The sequence below is a fragment of the Luteibacter sp. 1214 genome (assembly GCF_031455395.1).
Classification (GTDB): Bacteria; Pseudomonadota; Gammaproteobacteria; order Xanthomonadales; family Rhodanobacteraceae; genus Luteibacter; species Luteibacter mycovicinus.
Map to the genome: position 1 here is coordinate 824,084 of NZ_JAVDSQ010000001.1, position 16,728 is coordinate 840,811.

Consider the following 16,728-nt stretch of genomic DNA (forward strand, 5'->3'; position numbering starts at 1 on the left):
GCCGGAAGAACCCAAGGGGATACTGAGCAATGACTGCCCGTCGTAACGTCCTGCTGTCCGCCGCGATCGTCGCGGGTCTGGGACTGGCTGCCTGCCACAAGAAAGACGAAGCACCCGCCGCCGATCCGAAGGCCGTTGCCGCCGCGCAGGCCGTCATCGCTTCGCCCGCATGGTTACGTCAGCACCTGCCCGCCCAGACCGTCGCGTATCTGCGAATTCCTTCGCCGTGGGGCATGCTCGGCGCGGTCCCGGCAGGACGCCCGCTGGATGCCGCCCTCTCGACGAAGGCGCACCTGGATGCGATCGCGAAGATTCGCGAAAGCATCGGTAAGGACAAACTGCTCGCCGACCTGAAAATCGCGCCGGTTGCGAATCTCCTGCTCGGCGACCTGCGGTCGCCGATCGAGGGCATCATCGTCGATCCCCTCGGCATCCCCTCTTTCACGTCGCGCGTGGTCGTCACAGTCGTGCTCGACTTCCCGTCGGTCGATGCGTTTAACGCGCGCCTCAAGAGCCTCGGCGGCGAAACCCCGCTACTCAAGGCGCCGCTCGACGCGCAAGGCAACGGACAACTCGCGTCCGACGGCGGAGCGTTGCATTACGACGTCACCACGCGCCGCCTTTGGGTGACAGGACACATGAAGGGGCTGGCCGCCGAGCAGCCCGGCATCGACGGAACCGCCCTGAACACGCTCATTGCCGACGTCGACAAGGCCACGGCCGCTACGGCACCGGCCAGCCTCTCGGCGCTCGAGCCACGCATCGACACCTCGGGCGAGGGCTTCTTCGGCTGGATCAGCATGCGCGGCATCGGCGCCGTTGCCGCGGCACAGGCCGGCGATTCCCCGCTGGGCCGGTTGCCGGCCGACTTCGCTTCCAAGGCGGACGCCGTGGCCTTCGGCGCTGGCACCGTCAATGGTCGCGGGCAGCTTCAGCTACTGGTGCACGCGCCTCAGGCCCGCCTGCTGCAGTACCTGTCGCCGACGTCCTTTGCGCCGACGGTAAAGAGCGTCGGCGCGCCCCATTGGGCCGTCACCCTGAATACGCCGACCGCCGAGACGTGGAAAGCCTTCGAAGGCAATCTCAATCTCGACTTCGGAGCGGAAGGCGCGAAGGCATTCCACGAAAGCGTCGACCGCCTCTCGAAGCGCTACCACTTCGATCCTGAGCGATACACGGCATGGTTCGGCCCGGAGACGGTCGTCTTCGCCGACGATGCTGGCCTTTACTACGCTACACGCGTCCGCGACTGGAAGGGCTGGCACGAGCTGATTGACCAGAACAAGGGCAACGGCTGGAAAACCGGCACGGCGAAGGTCGACGGCGCCGAGGTGCACTGGCTGTCGATCCCAGGACAGGCTGCCACGAACCTGCCGCCGGACAGCGACCCGTCCATGCGTGCGTTCATGCGGATGGTCGATCGCTTCGGCGGCCGTACATGGTGGACGGAAGAAGGCGACTGGGCTGTCTTTGCCAAAGTCCCTCAGGCCCTGTCCGATCGCGCGGCCGCCGGACCCGACACTTCGCTGGATGACTGGTTCAAGGCAAGGTCTTACCCGGGCCAGCGCACGGTGGCGGGCTTCACCGCGACCACCCATGGAGCCCAGCGCGACGCCTACTATCTGTATCTGTCGCTCCTGCAGTTCGTCGCGGGGGCCACCGGTTCCGATGCCGACATCAGCACCCTGCCATCGGCTCACACACTTGGCCTTCCGGACCAGGGCGTTCTGGGCGCGGCGCTCGAAGCCGACAAGGACACTCTGGGCTTTTCGCTCACCTACGAGCACTCCCCCGTCGAGCTCGTCGGTGAAGGTGGCGGCGTCACGGTCATCGCCGGCACCGCCATCCTCGCCGCCATCGCCGTCCCCCAGTACCAGGAGTACACGCTGCGCAGCCAGGTGGCCGGCGCCCTGTCCGCCGCCGACCCGGTCAAGACCGCCGTGGCCGAGCACCGCCTGACCACGGGGAAGTTTCCCGCCAGCAACAAGGCGGCCGGCCTGGGCGATGGGGAAGCCCTCGGTAACGACTACGTCAGCTCGGTCGAGGTCGGCCAGGGTGGCGAAATCACCGTCAACCTCGATGGCGAAGCCCCGCACAAGGCCGATCCCAAGCTCGACGGTGGCCAGTTGATCCTGCTGCCCAGGGTCGAGGGCGGTAAGGTCGGCTGGACCTGCTCGGGCGAAGGCATCGACGAGAAATACCTGCCGGCAAGCTGCCGGGACGCGTTGCCCGGGCTCTGAAACCGGTCTGCCGGGCGGGGTTCCTGAACGGAGCCTCGCCCGTCATGCGAAAGTCGTCAATTTCCTTTATAATCGGCGGCTTCCCAAACCAAAGAGGCGATCCGGCTTTACGCCGGCGCATAACGCATGTCGATCGAATTCCTGCGCAACATCGCCATCGTCGCTCACGTCGACCATGGCAAGACCACCCTCGTCGACCAGCTTCTGAAGCAGTCGGGCACGCTCAACGAGCGTACCGTGCTCGCCGAGCGCGTCATGGATTCGAACGACCAGGAAAAGGAACGTGGCATCACGATCCTGGCCAAGAACACGGCCATCACCTGGGAAGACAAGAAGACGGGCGTCAAGAACCGCATCAACATCGTCGACACCCCGGGGCATGCCGACTTCGGTGGTGAAGTCGAGCGCGTGTTGTCGATGGTCGACACCGTGCTGATCCTGGTCGACGCGATGGACGGCCCGATGCCGCAGACGCGCTTCGTCACCCAGAAGGCCTTCGCCATGGGCTTCAAGCCCATCGTCGTCGTCAACAAGGTCGACCGCCCCGCCGCCCGTACGGAGTGGGTCGTCGAGCAGGTCTGGGACCTGTTCGCCAAGCTCGGCGCCACCGATGAGCAGATGGACTTCCCGATCGTTTACGCATCGGCGCTCAACGGTTATGCCTCGCTCGACGAGAACGCCCGCGAAGGTGACATGACCCCGCTGTACGAAGCGATCATGCAGCACGCGCCGCGGCCGGACGTCGATCCGGAAGGCCCCTTCCAGATGCGCATCAGCCAGCTGGACTACAACAACTTCGTCGGCGTGATCGGCATCGGTCGCGTGCAGCGCGGCACCCTGAAGAAGGGCATGCAGGTCGCCGTCATCGATCGCGAAGGCAAGAAGCGTCAGGGCAAGATCGTCCAGGTGCTGGGCTTCCTGGGCCTCGAGCGTATCGAGCAGGACAGTGCCGAAGCCGGCGACATCGTCGCCATCTCGGGCATTCCCGACCTGACCATTTCCGACACGCTGACCGCGCCGGATACGCCGGAAGCGCTGCCCGCGCTGAGCGTCGACGAGCCGATGATCAGCATGACCTTCCAGGTCAACAACTCGCCGTTCGTCGGCAACAAGGACCTGTCGGGCGGCAAGTTCCTGACCAGCCGTCAGCTGCGTGAGCGCCTGGATCGCGAGAAAGTGCACAACGTCGCCCTCCGCGTCGAAGACGGCTCCGACGCCGACAAGTTCCTGGTCTCGGGCCGCGGCGAACTGCATCTTTCGGTGCTGATCGAAAACATGCGTCGCGAAGGCTACGAGCTGGCCGTGTCGCGTCCGGAAGTCATCCTCAAGGAAATCGACGGCCAGAAGATGGAGCCGATCGAAGAACTGGTGATCGACATCGAAGAGATCCACCAGGGCGGCGTGATGGAGCGCCTGGGCATCCGTAAGGGTGAACTGAAGAACATGGTCTCGGACGGTAACGGTCGCGTGCGTCTCGAGTACGAGATTCCGGCCCGTGGCCTGATCGGCTTCCAGAACCAGTTCAAGACCCTGACCCAGGGCTCGGGCCTGCTGTTCCATGTGTTCAAGCACTACGGTCCGTACACCCCGGCTCCCATCGCCAAGCGCCAGAACGGTGTGATGATCGCAAATGCCGGCGGCAACACCCCGGCCTACTCGCTTGGGCCCCTCCAGGAGCGTGGCAAGCTGTTCGCCGCCGAAGGTGATGCGGTGTACGAAGGCCAGCTCATCGGTATCCATGCCAAGGACAACGACCTCACCGTTAACGCGATCAAGCCGAAGCCGCTGACCAACATGCGCGCCTCCGGTAAGGACGATGCGATTCAGCTGACCCCGGCGACCAAGTTCACGCTGGAGCAGGCCCTGGACTTCATCGACGACGACGAGCTGGTCGAAGTCACCCCGAAGGAAATCCGCATGCGGAAGAAGTTCCTGACGGAAGGCGATCGTAAGAAGGCGTCGCGCGGTTAATTGCGGCGACATCGCAATCTGAAAAAAAGGCCCGGCAATTTGCCGGGCCTTTTTTGTTGGCGGGTGCTGCTTCACTGCTTCGTTGGCTTTCGCCAGCAGGGCTGGCTCCTACCAGAGCGGGGCTCGACGGGGTGGCTTACTCGTCTCGCTCGCGGACCAGCTTAAGCAGCAGGTCGATCTGCTCCTGCTGCTTCACCAGCATGCGCTTGAGCTGATCGGTACGCATCTGGTCGATCTTCTCGTGCAGGCCCATGATCTCGATCTCGGCCTTGAGGTTGACCTTGTAATCGTTGGCGGCGTCGAGACGGTCTTTCTCGGCCTGGCGGTTCTGACTCATCATGATCACGGGCGCCTGGATGGCGGCGAGCATCGAGAGCAGCAGGTTGAGGAAAATGTACGGGTAGGGATCGAATGGCGCGTGCAGGATCCACGAATTGAAGCCGGTCCAGGATGCCAGGATCACGGCGAACACGATGATGAAGGTCCACGAACCGCCGAACCGCGACACCTTGTCGGCGAGGCGCTCGCCGAAGGTCATGTCCGAGCCGAAGACGTCGTTGACGTTCTCGGCGACGAGCTTGCGCTGCATGAGTCGGTCGATCAGGCGGCGTTCGGCGTGGCCCAGGTCGTTCAGGCCCTTGGCGAACCAGTGCTGAGCGGCGTGTTCGTGAGGGTGTTCGTTAGCTGCCATCGGGGGCTCCTGGCGTGATGCGTTGACGGCACGGGGTTCTTGCCGGGAAAGCTATCACGGTGGGGGCTTGAGGCGATGGGGGTCGCGACCAGGGTCGCTCCTACACAACCGTCGATCGCTAGCGGCGTACGTTCGCCAGCTTGCTGGCGAAGGGGGGCGATGCGGCGTCGACACCGCGGAGCTCGCTCTCGAGTTCGCCGCGCAGGCGCGGCAGATACGCCGGGAATTCACGCCTGACGAAGGCGATCAGTCCCTCACGAACCTTGCAGCGCAGGTCGAACGACTTGCCCGAATTCGACGAACTGACCAATGCACGCAGTTGCATAGCTTTGTCACTGGCGTCGACCACCTGCAGGACGATGACACGACCGTCCCATTCGTTGGCGTCCTTGCAGATGCGCTGCAACTCGTCGCGAAGCGGGTCCAGCGGAATACCGTAATCGAACCAGAGCATGACCGAACCCAGGATCTGCGAGCTGGTCCTCGTCCAGTTCTGGAACGGGTTTTCGATGAAATACTGCAGCGGCACGATCATCCGCCGCTCGTCCCAGATGGCCACCACGACATACGTGCTCGTAATTTCTTCGATCCTTCCCCACTCCCCTTCGACGATCACTACATCGTCGATGCGGATCGGCTGGGTCAGCGCGATCTGAATGCCGGCGATCAGGTTGCCGAGCACCGGCTTGGCAGCGAGACCGACCGCCAGCCCGGCCAGACCCGCCGATGCCAGGAGGCTGGCCCCGAACTGGCGCACGACCGGGAACGTCATCAGGGCAACGCCGAGGCCGAGGACGATAACGACGACCATGCCGGTACGGGACAGCACGCGCACCTGGGTCTGCACGCGACGAGCGCGGAGGTTGTCCTCGAGATCGATAGGGTTGAAGCGCGATACGGTGGCTTCCAGCGCGCCGATGCAGCGGACCAGAAACCACGTGCAGGCCCCGATGAGCACGACCGCGATGACATGCTCCATGCCGTCGATCAGGCGCGCGGGCTCGTCGGGCGCCCCGCGGAAGGCCAGCAGCAGCATCGCCAGCGGCACGATCACATCCATAGGCGCCTTGGCGCGGGCGATGATGCTCGCCCCACGCGGATGGCGGAGGGCGAAGCGACGCAGCACCATGTCGACGGCGCGGCGAAGAAGACCCGCGACCGCCAGCGCGACCACGACGGTCAGCGCGAAACGTGTCCACGGATGCGAGAGATCGGGCATCCAGTCGGAGAAGTTCATGGGAGCCCAGCCTAAGCCCCCGGATGTCCACGTTTTGTTGTGACGCAGCAATGTAAAGGTAAAGTAACGAAATGACCGCCGCCGACAACCCTGCTTTCGTGCTCCCCGATGTCCTGGAACCGGGGCTCGCTCTGGTGTTCTGTGGCACCGCCGCGGGTACGCGGTCGGCACGGGAGCATGCCTATTACGCGCATCCGGGCAACATGTTCTGGCGCACGGTGCACGCGGTCGGTCTGACGCCGCGCCTGCTCGCACCGTCCGAATATTCGTCGATGCCGGGCTTCGGTATCGGCCTGACCGACCTGTCGAAATTTCACTTCGGCAACGACAACGAGCTGCCGCGGGAGGCTTTCGATATCGACGCGCTGCGTGCCAAGGTACTTCGCTTCGCTCCCCGCGTACTTGCCTTTACCAGCAAGCATGCCGGACGCCATGCACTCGGCAGGCAGGCGACCTACGGGCGACAGCCAACGAACATCGGCGACACCATGGTGTTCGTCTTGCCTTCGCCCTCCGGACAGGCCCGCCGCTCCTGGGACGTCGGTCTGTGGCAGGAGCTGGCGGACGTCGTGCGTGCTCAGCCGCCCGGCGTCGACTTGTAAGCGCGCACGTCATTCGGCGACACCGACGCCGCTTTGTTCGACCAGGCCTGGCGGATATAGGTCACCACCGCGGCGGCGTCATCGTCGCTGAGCTTCTGCGAGAATGGTGGCATCGAATACGGGCGTGGATTGTCGCGCGTCGCCGGAGCGAATCCACCGCTCAGCACCATGCGGATCGCATTGATACCCGTAGGTTCGGTCACCGAAGCGTTAAGGTCGAGCGGCGGGTACGCATCGCCCTTGCCATGACCGTCGACGCCATGACAGTCCGCGCATTGTTCGACGTAGACCTTCTGACCGGTGCGTGCGAGATCGCGAGCGTTGGCGGCCGACTCGCGTTGCGCGGGAGGATCGCGTTCCGGCAATGACCTGAGGTACGTCGCCATCGCGGCGAGGTCGTCGTCGGTCAGGTGCTGCGTACTCTGCAAAACCACCTCCGCCATGGGCCCGAACGCCGTACCTTTCGCCGAGCGTCCGGTCTTCAGCAGCGCGACCACATCGGCTTCGCTCCATCCCGCCAGCCCGCCGTTGGGGCCCATCGACAGATCCGGCGCGTACCAGTTCTGTACCGGAATGATGCCTCCGGCAAGATACGGCTCCGACACCATCGCGCCGAACGCGTTGCGGTTCGCGTGACACTCGTTGCAATGGCCAAGGCCCTGCGCCAGATAAGCGCCGCGGTTCCACGCGGCGGACCGCTTCGGGTCCTGGACGAACTCGCCTTCGTCGAAATACAACAGCCGCCACGAAGCGATCAGCGACCGCATGCTGTAAGGCCAGCGCAATATCGGCTCGATGGAAGCGCGCTTCACCGGCGGCAGCGATTTCAGGTAAGCGAAGATGGCATCGGTGTCGGCACGCGTGACCTTCGTATACGACGTAAAGGGGAAGACGGGATACAACGAGCGGTCGTCGTGCCCTTTCCCGTTGTGCATCGCACGGTAGAAATCGTCCGCGCTCCACGCACCAAGGCCGGTGTCCCGGTCGGGCGTGAGGTTGGGTGCGGGGATCGCACCGAACGGCGTACCGATCACCCGTCCGCCTGAAAACGGCGCCCCGCCGCGCGTCGTGTGGCAAGAGGCGCAGTCACCGGCCAGGGTAAGGTAACGACCTCGTTCGACGATGTCGCTGGCCGGGACGACACCTGTCGCGAAGGCCAGGGCAAGAAAAGCGATGAGTCGGATCGTCAGCGTCATCGACTCAGCCTCCGAGCACGCCGCAGCGCATGGGTGGGGTCACACTTCCCGCCACCTCGGCATGCGCGTCCGCAGGGACCGGCCGGGTCGCCAGCCATGCCGACACCGCGCTGATATCGGCATCGCTGAGGCGACTGACGATCGTCGCCATGCAGTCGGGCGTGATGGTGTTGCGGGTATTCGTACGCCAGGAACCCAGCTGCGCGCTGATGTAGTCGTACGGCAGATTTACCAGCCCGGGAATATCGGGTTGCACGCCCGTGAGGTTGGCGCCGTGACACGCCATGCAGGCAGGCACGCCGCGCGCCGGGTCACCGCGCGTCACCAGCTCCTCCCCGCGTGCGGTCGCCTGGGGCGACATCGCGGGGGCCGGCTGCTTCGTATAAGGCACCTGCTGCGCGGCGAAGTAGTCGGCGATCTCGCGCATGTATTCGTCGCTCAGCGGAGCGACGGTGTACTCCATGATCGGGTAGTGACGCAGACCCTTCTGAAAATCCTGCATCTGCCGGTGCAGATAGCCCGCCGGCTTGCCGGCGAGTCGTGGGTTGAAGCCGTTGTCGCCACCCTCCCCGTGCACTCCGTGGCAGCTCGTGCATGCCGCGATGCGTTGCAGCAGCGTGTCGGGTACGGTCGGCGCGTCCTCCGCCCCGACGGATATGGCGAAACAGGCGATAGCGGCAGCGGCGAACCGGCTGAGGAGACGACGCATGGGCACTCCCTGGCTGACGAGGCATCGGGCCAGTATAGCCACGCGCGACTTGGGGTAGATTGGCCTCAGCCATCACCGTGTCGCCAGGGGGAAAAGACATATGCAGCATGTAGGGATCAGGCCGGCCGCGCTCGCCGCGGCGCTCGTACTCAGTTCGAGCTGCGGTGCAGCCAAAGCGCGCGACGCCGGTGACGATGACGCCTTCGCCTCCATCGCGACCCTGCGGCAAGCCTATGCCACGGGTGCGTTGACGCCGGCGGACATGACCCGACTCTTCCTCCATCGCATCGAGACGCTCGACAAGGCCGGGCCGTCGATCAACGCCGTGCTCGAAGTCAATCCGGACGCACTGTCCACCGCCGGCAAGGCGCCGCGCAAAGGCTCGCTGGCGGGCATCCCGATCCTGCTGAAGGACAACATCGACACCGGCGACCGCATGCTCACCACGGCTGGCTCGCTGGCCCTGGCGACGAAGCCCGCGCCTCACGATTCCGCCGTGGCGGCGAAGCTGCGCAAGGCCGGTGCCGTGATCCTCGGCAAGACCAACCTCAGCGAATGGGCCAACATGCGCTCCAACCATGCGACCAGCGGATGGACCGGGCGCGGCGGCCTCACCCTCAACCCCTACGTCCTCGACCGCAACGCCTGCGGTTCCAGCGCGGGCTCAGGCGCCGCCGTCGCGGCAGGCCTCGCCACGGCGGCGATCGGCAGCGAGACCGACGGCTCGATCATCTGTCCTGCGTCGATGACGGGACTGGTCGGCATCAAGCCCACGGTAGGCCTCGTAAGCCGCACCGGCATCATCCCCATCTCCAGCAGCCAGGACACCGCGGGGCCGATGGCACGCAGCGTGGCCGACGCGGCGGCGGTGCTCGGCGCCATCGCCGGCAGTGACCCGCGCGACCCGGCCACGAAGGACGCGGACAAGCACGCCACCGACTACACGAAGTTCCTCGACCCGAACGCGCTGCGTGGCAAGCGCATCGGTGTGGCGCGTCAGCTGGCGGGTATCGAGCCGAACGCGGATCGCGCGCTGGAACACACCATCGCGCTACTCAAAGCACAAGGCGCGACGGTGGTCGACAACGTCGAGATCCCTCACCTGAAGGAACTGAGCGAACACGAGATCGACGTACTGCTTTATGAGTTCAAACACGGGATCGATGCATATCTCGCCAGCCGGCCCGATCAGCCGATGAAGAACCTCGCCGACCTCATCGCGTTCAACAATCGCGAAGCCGCGAAGGAGATGCCGTGGTTCGGGCAGGAACTGTTCCTGCAGGCGCAGGACAAGGGCGACATCACCGATCCGAAGTACATCGAGATGCGCGATCGCAACCAGCGTCTCGCGGGTCCGGAAGGCATCGATGCGGCATTGGCAAAAGACCACCTCGACGCCCTGCTCGCGCCGAGCTGGGGCCCGGCGTTCGTCAACGATCTGGTGCTTGGCGACCATGTGGTCAGCGGCGATCCTACCGTTGGCGGGGTTTCCGCTCCCGCGGCCATCGCCGGCTATCCGTCGATCACCCTGCCGGTGGAGTTCGCGCACGAGCTACCCGTGGGGGTTGTCTTCTTCGGCACGAAATGGAGCGAGCCGACGTTGATCGGCATCGCTTACGGCGTCGAGCAAAAAGCCCAAGCCTACCAGCGCCCGAAGTTCCTGCCGACGGTACCGATCAAGTAAGCCAGCAACCCTGCCGATGCCATGGCTCTGGAGGGAGCCAACCTTGTCGGCGATGGGCCCTGTCGCAAGCACCCATCGCCAGCAGGGCTGGATCCTGCCGGGAGCGGCAGACGTCCGTCGTCAGAGACGCATGCCCTCGAACGGGCTCCAGTTGTCCTGACCCTTCACCCGCTTCAGGTAGTAGGCGTAGTTGGCGACCAGCATGTAGAACACGTTGAAACCCGTGCCGACGCCGCGGTAGAAACCATCGGGTGCATTGAAGATCATCAGCGCGATGATGATGGCGACTTCGAGACCGAGGATCACCAGGGCCTTCTTCCAGAGACCCAGAATGAAGAAGTAGATCGGCCCGAAGAAGAACGCGAAGAAGTTACCGTTGACGATGAGCTTCTGTCTGAAGGGAAGCTTCTTCAGCTCCGCCTTGTACTGCGGAGAACTGGGACCGCCGAAACGCTCGAAGAAAGCGAAGCGCGTATTCCACTTCGCGTTGAGGCTCGGGTCGCTGACAAATTCGGCTTCCGCCATGATTTAACTCCTGATGGGATGCCGCGCGGGATGCGCGATCGCGGGATGTTACGCACGTAACGGCGTTACGTAACCATGCAATCGCGGTTCCGGTGCGCACAAAAAAGAAAGCCCGCACAGGAGTGCGGGCTTGTGTGCGGGTACCGACGTCGCCTTACGGCTTATTGGCAAACTCGCGGACGATCGGGGCGAGCTTCGGATCTTCCATCGCCATGGCCAGCGTCGCGCGCACGAGGCCCGCCTTGTTACCGCAGTCGTAGCGATCGCCGAAGAAACGATAGGCGAGCACCTTGCCTTCGTCCTTGAGGTAATTGGCGATGGCGTCGGTCAGCTGGACTTCGTTACCTGCGCCCGGGCGCGTGTTCTTCAGGTAATCGAAGATCTGCGGCGGCAGCACGTAACGGCCGACCACGCCCAGCGTCGACGGAGCGTCTTCCGGCTTCGGCTTTTCGACCATCGTCTTGATGATGGTGGTGCGGTCGTTGACCTTCTCCAGCGCATCCACGATGCCGTACTTGTCGGTGTCGGTGGCAGGAACGTCTTCCACCGCGATGACGCCGGCCTTGTGTTCGAAAGCCGCCTCGGCCATCTGGCGAAGCGCACCCTTGCCACGCGACCAGATCAGATCGTCCGGCAGCACCACGCCGAAGTACTCATCACCGACGACAGCCTGGGCACGCGCGACGGCGTCGCCCAGACCCAGAGCTTCGGGCTGGGTCACGAAGACGCAGCGCACGTGACGCGGAAGAATGCCGCGAAGGATTTCTAGCAGCTCATCCTTGTGCTTTTCGGCCAGCTTCTCTTCCAGCTCGTAAGCCTTGTCGAAGTAGTCCGCGATGGCGTGCTTGTAACGGTTGGTGACGAACACCAGCGTGTCGGCACCGGCGTCCACGGCCTCGTCCACGGCGTACTGGATCAACGGCCGATCGAGCACCGGCAGCATTTCCTTCGCCACCACCTTGGTCGCCGGGAGGAAGCGCGTACCGAGGCCAGCGACGGGAAATACGACCTTGCGCAGGGGTTGGGTCATGCGATGTCTCCACTTTCGTTGCGGCGTAGCGGCAGCACGTTGTCGCTCTGCGGCTCGCTCCAGCGGAACGAAGGCAACAGCTGCGACACGCACCGACGCAGGGTTTCTTCATCGAACGCCGCCACGGCCTCTTCGGCCCTGGCCAGCTGAACCTGAAGCATTTCCCACGAGACCTGGCGATGCTGCGCCTGAAAAATCTTCGCGTGGGTCGTGCTCGTATAATTCTCCAACGGGTGAAACAATTCTTCGAACAGCTTCTCACCCGAGCGAAGACCCGTATAAACAATCTGTATGTCAGAGCCGGGACGCTTGCCTGCCAGACGGATCATCTGTTCAGCCAGATCGCGGATCTTCACCGGGTCACCCATGTCGAGCGCGAAGATCTCGCCACCCTTGCCGAGGGTCGCCGCCTGAAGAATCAGCTGGCAGGCCTCGGGAATGGTCATGAAGTAGCGCGAGATCTCCGGGTGGGTGATCGTCACCGGACCGCCCTGGCGAATCTGCCGGCGGAACAATGGGACCACCGAACCGGCGGAATCCAGAACATTACCGAAGCGAACCGTAATGAAACGTGTAGAGGTATGCGCCGCGAGGTTCTGGCACCAGATTTCCGCCATGCGTTTGCAGGCGCCCATCACCGACGTCGGATTGACCGCCTTGTCGGTGGAGATCAGCACGAACGATGCGGCACCACAGCGCACGGCGGCGTCGGCTACCACGCGGGTGCCGAGCACGTTGTTGCGGAACGCCTCGCGCAGCTGACCCTGCAACATGGGCACGTGCTTGTAGGCGGACGCGTGGAAGACGATCTGCGGCTGTGTCTCCTGGAACAGGCGATTGATCGCCGTGGCATCGCGGGCATCGGCCAGCACACCGTTGAAGATCAGTTCCGGGTAGGCCGAGGTCAGCTCCTGACCAATCCGATAAAGATTGTATTCGGACATCTCGACCACGGTCAGTGAGGCGGCGCCCAGCCGCGCGACCTGACGGCAAAGCTCCGAACCGATCGATCCGCCACCGCCGGTGACCAGCACACGACCGCCGCTGATGTTCTCGCGGATGGCCGTCCAGTCGAGTTCCACGGCGTCGCGGCCGAGAAGATCCTCGATGGCGACTTCCTTGATTTCGTTGAACTGGGCACGACCGGCGACGACGTCCTCGAGGCGGGGCACCGTACGGAATGGCAGGCCCGTGCTTTCGCAGAAGGCGACGATGCGACGCATCTGCGCGGTCGTGGCGCCCGGTACCGCGATCAGCAGCATCTGGACCGCGACGGCCTTCGACAATTCGGCCAGCTGGTCGACGGTGCCCAGCACGGGGATGCCGCCGATCTGCGCGCCGCGCAGGGCCAGGTTGTCGTCGACGAAGCCGATGACGCTGTAGCGGCTGTCGCGACGCAGGTCGCGAGACAGCGCCTCGCCCGCACGATCGGCACCGACGATAAGCACACGCTTGGTCGGCGCCGACTGGAACAGGTCGATACGGCTGTCCTTCCAGAAGCGGTAGCTGAGGCGTGGGACGCCAAGCAGCACCACCAGCACGACCGGATAGACGAGCAGGACCGAGCGTGGCACGCCGTCGAGGCGCGCGTACATGACCATGGCCAGGCCGATGATCAGGGCGCCGATGACGGTCGCGCGGATGATGTTCCAGAGATCGGGCAGACTGGCGAAGCGCCAGACACCTTTATAAAGGCCTGTCCAGTTGAACACCGCACCCTGCACCAGCAACACGATGGGGAATTCCATCGGCAGGTACGAGACCGGTGCCAGATCCGGCATCAGCGCATAGCGCAGCGTTTTTGCAATCCACCAGGCGAGCGCCGCCATGGCCAGGTCGTGCGCGACGACCGCCGTACGTGGATGAATGATGCCGATGAACTTACGCAGAAACATGTCGCTCCCTTCGACGCAAGCCGTAACGCTTGCCAGTACGCCAGACCGCTGCCCCCAACACGTATGTCGCCCCGAAACACACGGGCGCCACCGCCGGGTAGCGGAACGCGATCCATGCGACGGGAACGCAGACGAGAACGTTCCATGCGAGGTAGCCCAGGGCTACCCTTCGATGTGACGAACCCCGCCTCACGAGCCACTGGTAAAGGTGTTCGCGGTGCGGAGTGTACCAGCGCGCACCGCGCAGCATTCGCACGAGCAGCGTCAAAGTCGCGTCGATGACGAAGGCCGACGAGAAGATCAGCGCCGGCCAGAGTAGGTTCGTGCGCCAGGCCCAGAGCATGGCCGACAGGGCAAAGACCATGAGGCCGAGGGTGGCGCTGCCGACGTCCCCCATGAAAATACGGGCCGGCGACCGGTTGAACCACCAGAAACCCAGCGATGCCGCGGCCATGGCCAACCCCGCACCGGCAATGGCCGGGCTACCGGCCGACCAGGCAAGGGCGGCGGAGGCGGCACCGAAGAAGACGGCCTGCTGCGCGGCCAGACCGTCGATACCGTCCATGAAATTGTGCAGGTTGACGCACCAGACGCCCGCCAGCAGCAGGGGAAGCGCCCACCACAGGCTTGCCGTGGACGATGCCACGGCCACGCACAGCAGCAGGGTCGCCGCCAGCTGAATCAACAGGCGCGGCTTGATCGGCAGTGAACCGTGATCGTCCAGCCAGCCAATGCCGGCGATGGCGATCGTCGCCACGGAAAAGGCGCCAACCGTCGCAGCCCCTGGCGAGACAGGCAACAAAAGCAGTCCTGCCGGCATGCCCGCCAGAGCGCCGAGCACGATGCCGATGCCGCCCCCGCGAGGGGTCGGGGTGCTGTGCGAGCGCCGGCGCCCCGGCTCGTCGAGCATGCCGCGTCGATGGGCATAGGCAATCGTGGCGCGGACCGAAGCGAAGGAGACGACGAACGCGGCCAGGACACAGGCGACGAGAGTCGGACCGATACTGATGACGGGCGTCATTCGTTGGCGACGCCATGGATGGGCCGGACCGTACCCCAGCTCTTGCAGCTCGGGCACTGCCAGTGATGGGCCTTGGCGCCGAAGCCGCAGCGGCTGCAGCGATACATCGCCTGCCCCTCGAGCAGCTTGCGGGTGAGGTCGCGCAGGATAAGATAGTTCTCGCGGGCCTCGCCGGAGACCTTGTCCATGGTCGCGTCGATCAGCGCCATCAGGCCACGCACCGACGGACGCTTGCGCAGCTGCCCGGTCAGGAAGTCGATGGCCGTCCGTTCGCCGTCCCTTCCCTCGTACAAACGGGTGAGAGCCAGCACCGGTGAGATACCGTGATAGCGCTCCATGATCTCGCGCAGAAAGGTCTCGGCGCGGTCCATCTGCTGGGAGCGCGCGTAGCAGTTGAGCAGCGGCGGCAGAATCTCGGGAACGAACGCGATGTCGGCGGCGATGGCGGCCTCGTAGGAGCCGATGGCACCCGGAAGATCGTCGTCTTCCGACGAAAGACGACCCGCGATCATGTGTGCCCGTACGCAGTCTTGCTGGCAGGCGAACGCTTCGCGGATGTACTCGCGGGCTTCGGTACGGGCGCCATGCTGTCGCGACTGTTCGGCCAGCTCGCAGTAGAACTGCGCGATCATCGCCGACTCATCTTCGCTCGTCATGGTTTCGAGCCGACGCGCGTGGTCGATGGCCTTATGCCATTCGCGCTCGTGCTGATAGATCGCGATCAGATGCCGGAGGGCCGAGGGTGCCAGCGCATCCATCGCGACCAGATCGGAAAACAGGGTCTCAGCGCGATCCAGCAAGCCCGCCCGCATGTAGTCCTCACCCAGCTCGAGCAAGGCCACCGTCTTCATTTCGTCCGAAAGACCCTGCCGGGATACTAGGTGCTGGTGGAGACGAATCGCCCGATCCACCTCGCCGCGCTTGCGGAACAGGTTACCCAGCGCGAGATGGGTCTCGACCGTGTCCCGGTTGTATTCCGCCAGACGCAGGAACACTTCCAGCGCCTTGTCCTGCTCCTCGTTGAGAAGGTAGTTCAGGCCCCGGAAGTAATCGGAGGAAAGCTCATTGACTCGCTCGCCGGAGCGTCGCGTATGAGTACGCCGGGCAAACCACCAGCCGCTGGCGAAGGCCAGGGGTGGAACGAGCGCCAGCAACCAGATCGGATTCATGCGGTCGTCGCGCTGCCTACCTTGCGTTCCTTGCGCTCGCGACGGCGCAGGCGCCGATGGGCGAACGACGTGCCGAGCCAGGCGGTGAGTCCGCCCAGAATCCAGCCCACGAGCACGGCGGCGAGGATCGTGCCGCCCTTGGGCAGGGAGCCTCTGGCGAAGCCGAAATCGAAGGTCACGAGATCGGCGTTCAGCGCACCGAACACGACGCCCACGGCGACGAAAAGCAATAGGAAAAGTATGACAAGAAGGCGCATTCCCGGACTGTACCCGAATCGTGAACGCGATGGTGCGGCGCGGTTGGCCTTTCATACAGGTTGGCCAGACGGGAATGTCGTGCCCGATGGATGCCAGGCGGCAAGACGGAGGTCACCCCGCCCCGCGACCAAAAAAAACGCCGCGTCAGAGCGCGGCGTTGGTTTCCTCGACGAGGTTTACGCGTTCGCGCAACTCCTTGCCAGGTTTGAAATGTGGCACGTGCTTACCCGGTAGGGCAACCGCTTCGCCGGTCTTGGGGTTACGCCCCATGCGTGGCGGACGGAAGTGCAGCGCAAAGCTGCCGAAGCCGCGGATCTCGATGCGCTCCCCCGTGGACAGGGCATGGCTCATCTGTTCGAGCACGCTCTTGACGGCGAGTTCCACGTCGCTGAACGCAAGGTGGGTCTGGCGCCGCGCCAGCGCCTCGATCAGTTCCGACTTTGTCATGGGTCCCCTGGTTCCTGTCAAGCAAACAGCGAGGGGCGGCGAACCGCCCCTCG

Annotated in this window: 15 protein-coding genes; 4 read left to right on the top strand and 11 right to left on the bottom strand. The window is 64.4% G+C overall.

Features of this window, described 5'->3' with window-relative positions; translation table 11 throughout:
* Positions 1–29: 29 nt before the first annotated feature.
* Positions 30–2,240: a pilin gene (locus tag J2X57_RS03425; RefSeq protein ID WP_309863779.1), complete on the top strand. Its 2,211-nt coding sequence runs from the start codon at positions 30–32 to the stop codon at positions 2,238–2,240.
* 126 nt (positions 2,241–2,366) lie between these two features.
* Positions 2,367–4,211: a translational GTPase TypA gene (typA, locus tag J2X57_RS03430; protein ID WP_036113947.1), complete on the top strand. Its 1,845-nt coding sequence runs from the start codon at positions 2,367–2,369 to the stop codon at positions 4,209–4,211.
* A gap of 136 nt (positions 4,212–4,347) precedes the next feature.
* Here typA and J2X57_RS03435 read toward each other — a convergent pair whose 3' ends face one another.
* Together J2X57_RS03435 and J2X57_RS03440 are read right to left on the bottom strand one after the other, a co-directional pair.
* Complete coding sequence (locus J2X57_RS03435; RefSeq protein WP_309863784.1) at positions 4,348–4,902, bottom strand: DUF1003 domain-containing protein; 555 nt, start codon at positions 4,900–4,902, stop codon at positions 4,348–4,350.
* Between the two features lie 118 nt (positions 4,903–5,020).
* On the bottom strand, positions 5,021–6,139 hold the full coding sequence (locus tag J2X57_RS03440) for a mechanosensitive ion channel domain-containing protein (protein ID WP_309863787.1): 1,119 nt from the start codon (positions 6,137–6,139) through the stop codon (positions 5,021–5,023).
* Positions 6,140–6,210: 71 nt separating this feature from the next.
* On the opposite strand from J2X57_RS03440, the gene J2X57_RS03445 reads away from it, so the two are divergent.
* A complete protein-coding gene (locus J2X57_RS03445; RefSeq protein ID WP_309863790.1) occupies positions 6,211–6,741 on the top strand; it encodes a mismatch-specific DNA-glycosylase in 531 nt (176 codons plus the stop codon).
* Here J2X57_RS03445 and J2X57_RS03450 read toward each other — a convergent pair.
* Together J2X57_RS03450 and J2X57_RS03455 are read right to left on the bottom strand one after the other, a co-directional pair.
* On the bottom strand, positions 6,717–7,937 hold the full coding sequence (locus J2X57_RS03450; protein ID WP_309863793.1) for a cytochrome c: 1,221 nt from the start codon (positions 7,935–7,937) through the stop codon (positions 6,717–6,719). The genes J2X57_RS03445 and J2X57_RS03450 overlap by 25 nt on opposite strands.
* A gap of 4 nt (positions 7,938–7,941) precedes the next feature.
* Positions 7,942–8,646 (bottom strand): c-type cytochrome, encoded by a 705-nt coding sequence (locus tag J2X57_RS03455; protein ID WP_309863797.1) that lies wholly within the window; start codon positions 8,644–8,646, stop codon positions 7,942–7,944.
* 100 nt (positions 8,647–8,746) lie between these two features.
* Between J2X57_RS03455 and J2X57_RS03460 the strand changes: the two genes are divergently transcribed.
* On the top strand, positions 8,747–10,330 hold the full coding sequence (locus J2X57_RS03460) for an amidase (RefSeq protein ID WP_309863800.1): 1,584 nt from the start codon (positions 8,747–8,749) through the stop codon (positions 10,328–10,330).
* 120 nt (positions 10,331–10,450) lie between these two features.
* Here the strand turns inward: J2X57_RS03460 and J2X57_RS03465 are convergent, their stop codons facing one another.
* The 7 genes from J2X57_RS03465 to J2X57_RS03495 form a co-directional block, all read right to left on the bottom strand.
* Complete coding sequence (locus J2X57_RS03465) at positions 10,451–10,855, bottom strand: DUF2628 domain-containing protein (protein ID WP_036113966.1); 405 nt, start codon at positions 10,853–10,855, stop codon at positions 10,451–10,453.
* A gap of 154 nt (positions 10,856–11,009) precedes the next feature.
* Positions 11,010–11,885 carry a UTP--glucose-1-phosphate uridylyltransferase gene (locus tag J2X57_RS03470; protein WP_036113970.1) on the bottom strand — a complete coding sequence of 292 codons (876 nt, stop codon included), beginning with the start codon at positions 11,883–11,885 and terminating at the stop codon, positions 11,010–11,012.
* Positions 11,882–13,780: a nucleoside-diphosphate sugar epimerase/dehydratase gene (locus tag J2X57_RS03475; protein WP_036113973.1), complete on the bottom strand. Its 1,899-nt coding sequence runs from the start codon at positions 13,778–13,780 to the stop codon at positions 11,882–11,884. Before J2X57_RS03475 ends, J2X57_RS03470 begins: the two co-directional genes overlap by 4 nt.
* Positions 13,767–14,801, bottom strand: coding sequence for a glycosyltransferase family 4 protein (locus tag J2X57_RS03480; protein ID WP_309863806.1), 1,035 nt, complete (start codon positions 14,799–14,801; stop codon positions 13,767–13,769). The genes J2X57_RS03475 and J2X57_RS03480 overlap by 14 nt, the downstream gene beginning before the upstream one ends.
* On the bottom strand, positions 14,798–15,970 hold the full coding sequence (gene lapB / locus J2X57_RS03485) for a lipopolysaccharide assembly protein LapB (RefSeq protein ID WP_036113976.1): 1,173 nt from the start codon (positions 15,968–15,970) through the stop codon (positions 14,798–14,800). Before lapB ends, J2X57_RS03480 begins: the two co-directional genes overlap by 4 nt.
* Positions 15,967–16,227, bottom strand: coding sequence for a lipopolysaccharide assembly protein LapA domain-containing protein (locus J2X57_RS03490; protein WP_043693444.1), 261 nt, complete (start codon positions 16,225–16,227; stop codon positions 15,967–15,969). Before J2X57_RS03490 ends, lapB begins: the two co-directional genes overlap by 4 nt.
* A gap of 145 nt (positions 16,228–16,372) precedes the next feature.
* Complete coding sequence (locus J2X57_RS03495) at positions 16,373–16,675, bottom strand: integration host factor subunit beta (RefSeq protein ID WP_036113981.1); 303 nt, start codon at positions 16,673–16,675, stop codon at positions 16,373–16,375.
* Positions 16,676–16,728 lie beyond the last annotated feature (53 nt).

Excerpts from the sequence above, each read along its gene's own strand:
- J2X57_RS03490 (WP_043693444.1), bottom strand. The coding sequence starts at position 16,227 with ATGCGCCTTCTTGTCATACTTTTCCTATTGCTTTTCGTCGCCGTGGGC.
- J2X57_RS03470 (WP_036113970.1), bottom strand. The coding sequence starts at position 11,885 with ATGACCCAACCCCTGCGCAAGGTCGTATTTCCCGTCGCTGGCCTCGGT.
- J2X57_RS03465 (WP_036113966.1), bottom strand. The coding sequence starts at position 10,855 with ATGGCGGAAGCCGAATTTGTCAGCGACCCGAGCCTCAACGCGAAGTGG.
- J2X57_RS03440 (WP_309863787.1), bottom strand. The coding sequence starts at position 6,139 with ATGAACTTCTCCGACTGGATGCCCGATCTCTCGCATCCGTGGACACGT.
- J2X57_RS03450 (WP_309863793.1), bottom strand. The coding sequence starts at position 7,937 with ATGACGCTGACGATCCGACTCATCGCTTTTCTTGCCCTGGCCTTCGCG.
- J2X57_RS03460 (WP_309863800.1), top strand. The coding sequence starts at position 8,747 with ATGCAGCATGTAGGGATCAGGCCGGCCGCGCTCGCCGCGGCGCTCGTA.
- J2X57_RS03480 (WP_309863806.1), bottom strand. The coding sequence starts at position 14,801 with ATGACGCCCGTCATCAGTATCGGTCCGACTCTCGTCGCCTGTGTCCTG.
- J2X57_RS03455 (WP_309863797.1), bottom strand. The coding sequence starts at position 8,646 with ATGCGTCGTCTCCTCAGCCGGTTCGCCGCTGCCGCTATCGCCTGTTTC.
- J2X57_RS03475 (WP_036113973.1), bottom strand. The coding sequence starts at position 13,780 with ATGTTTCTGCGTAAGTTCATCGGCATCATTCATCCACGTACGGCGGTC.
- typA (WP_036113947.1), top strand. The coding sequence starts at position 2,367 with ATGTCGATCGAATTCCTGCGCAACATCGCCATCGTCGCTCACGTCGAC.
- J2X57_RS03425 (WP_309863779.1), top strand. The coding sequence starts at position 30 with ATGACTGCCCGTCGTAACGTCCTGCTGTCCGCCGCGATCGTCGCGGGT.
- lapB (WP_036113976.1), bottom strand. The coding sequence starts at position 15,970 with ATGAATCCGATCTGGTTGCTGGCGCTCGTTCCACCCCTGGCCTTCGCC.
- J2X57_RS03445 (WP_309863790.1), top strand. The coding sequence starts at position 6,211 with ATGACCGCCGCCGACAACCCTGCTTTCGTGCTCCCCGATGTCCTGGAA.
- J2X57_RS03435 (WP_309863784.1), bottom strand. The coding sequence starts at position 4,902 with ATGGCAGCTAACGAACACCCTCACGAACACGCCGCTCAGCACTGGTTC.
- J2X57_RS03495 (WP_036113981.1), bottom strand. The coding sequence starts at position 16,675 with ATGACAAAGTCGGAACTGATCGAGGCGCTGGCGCGGCGCCAGACCCAC.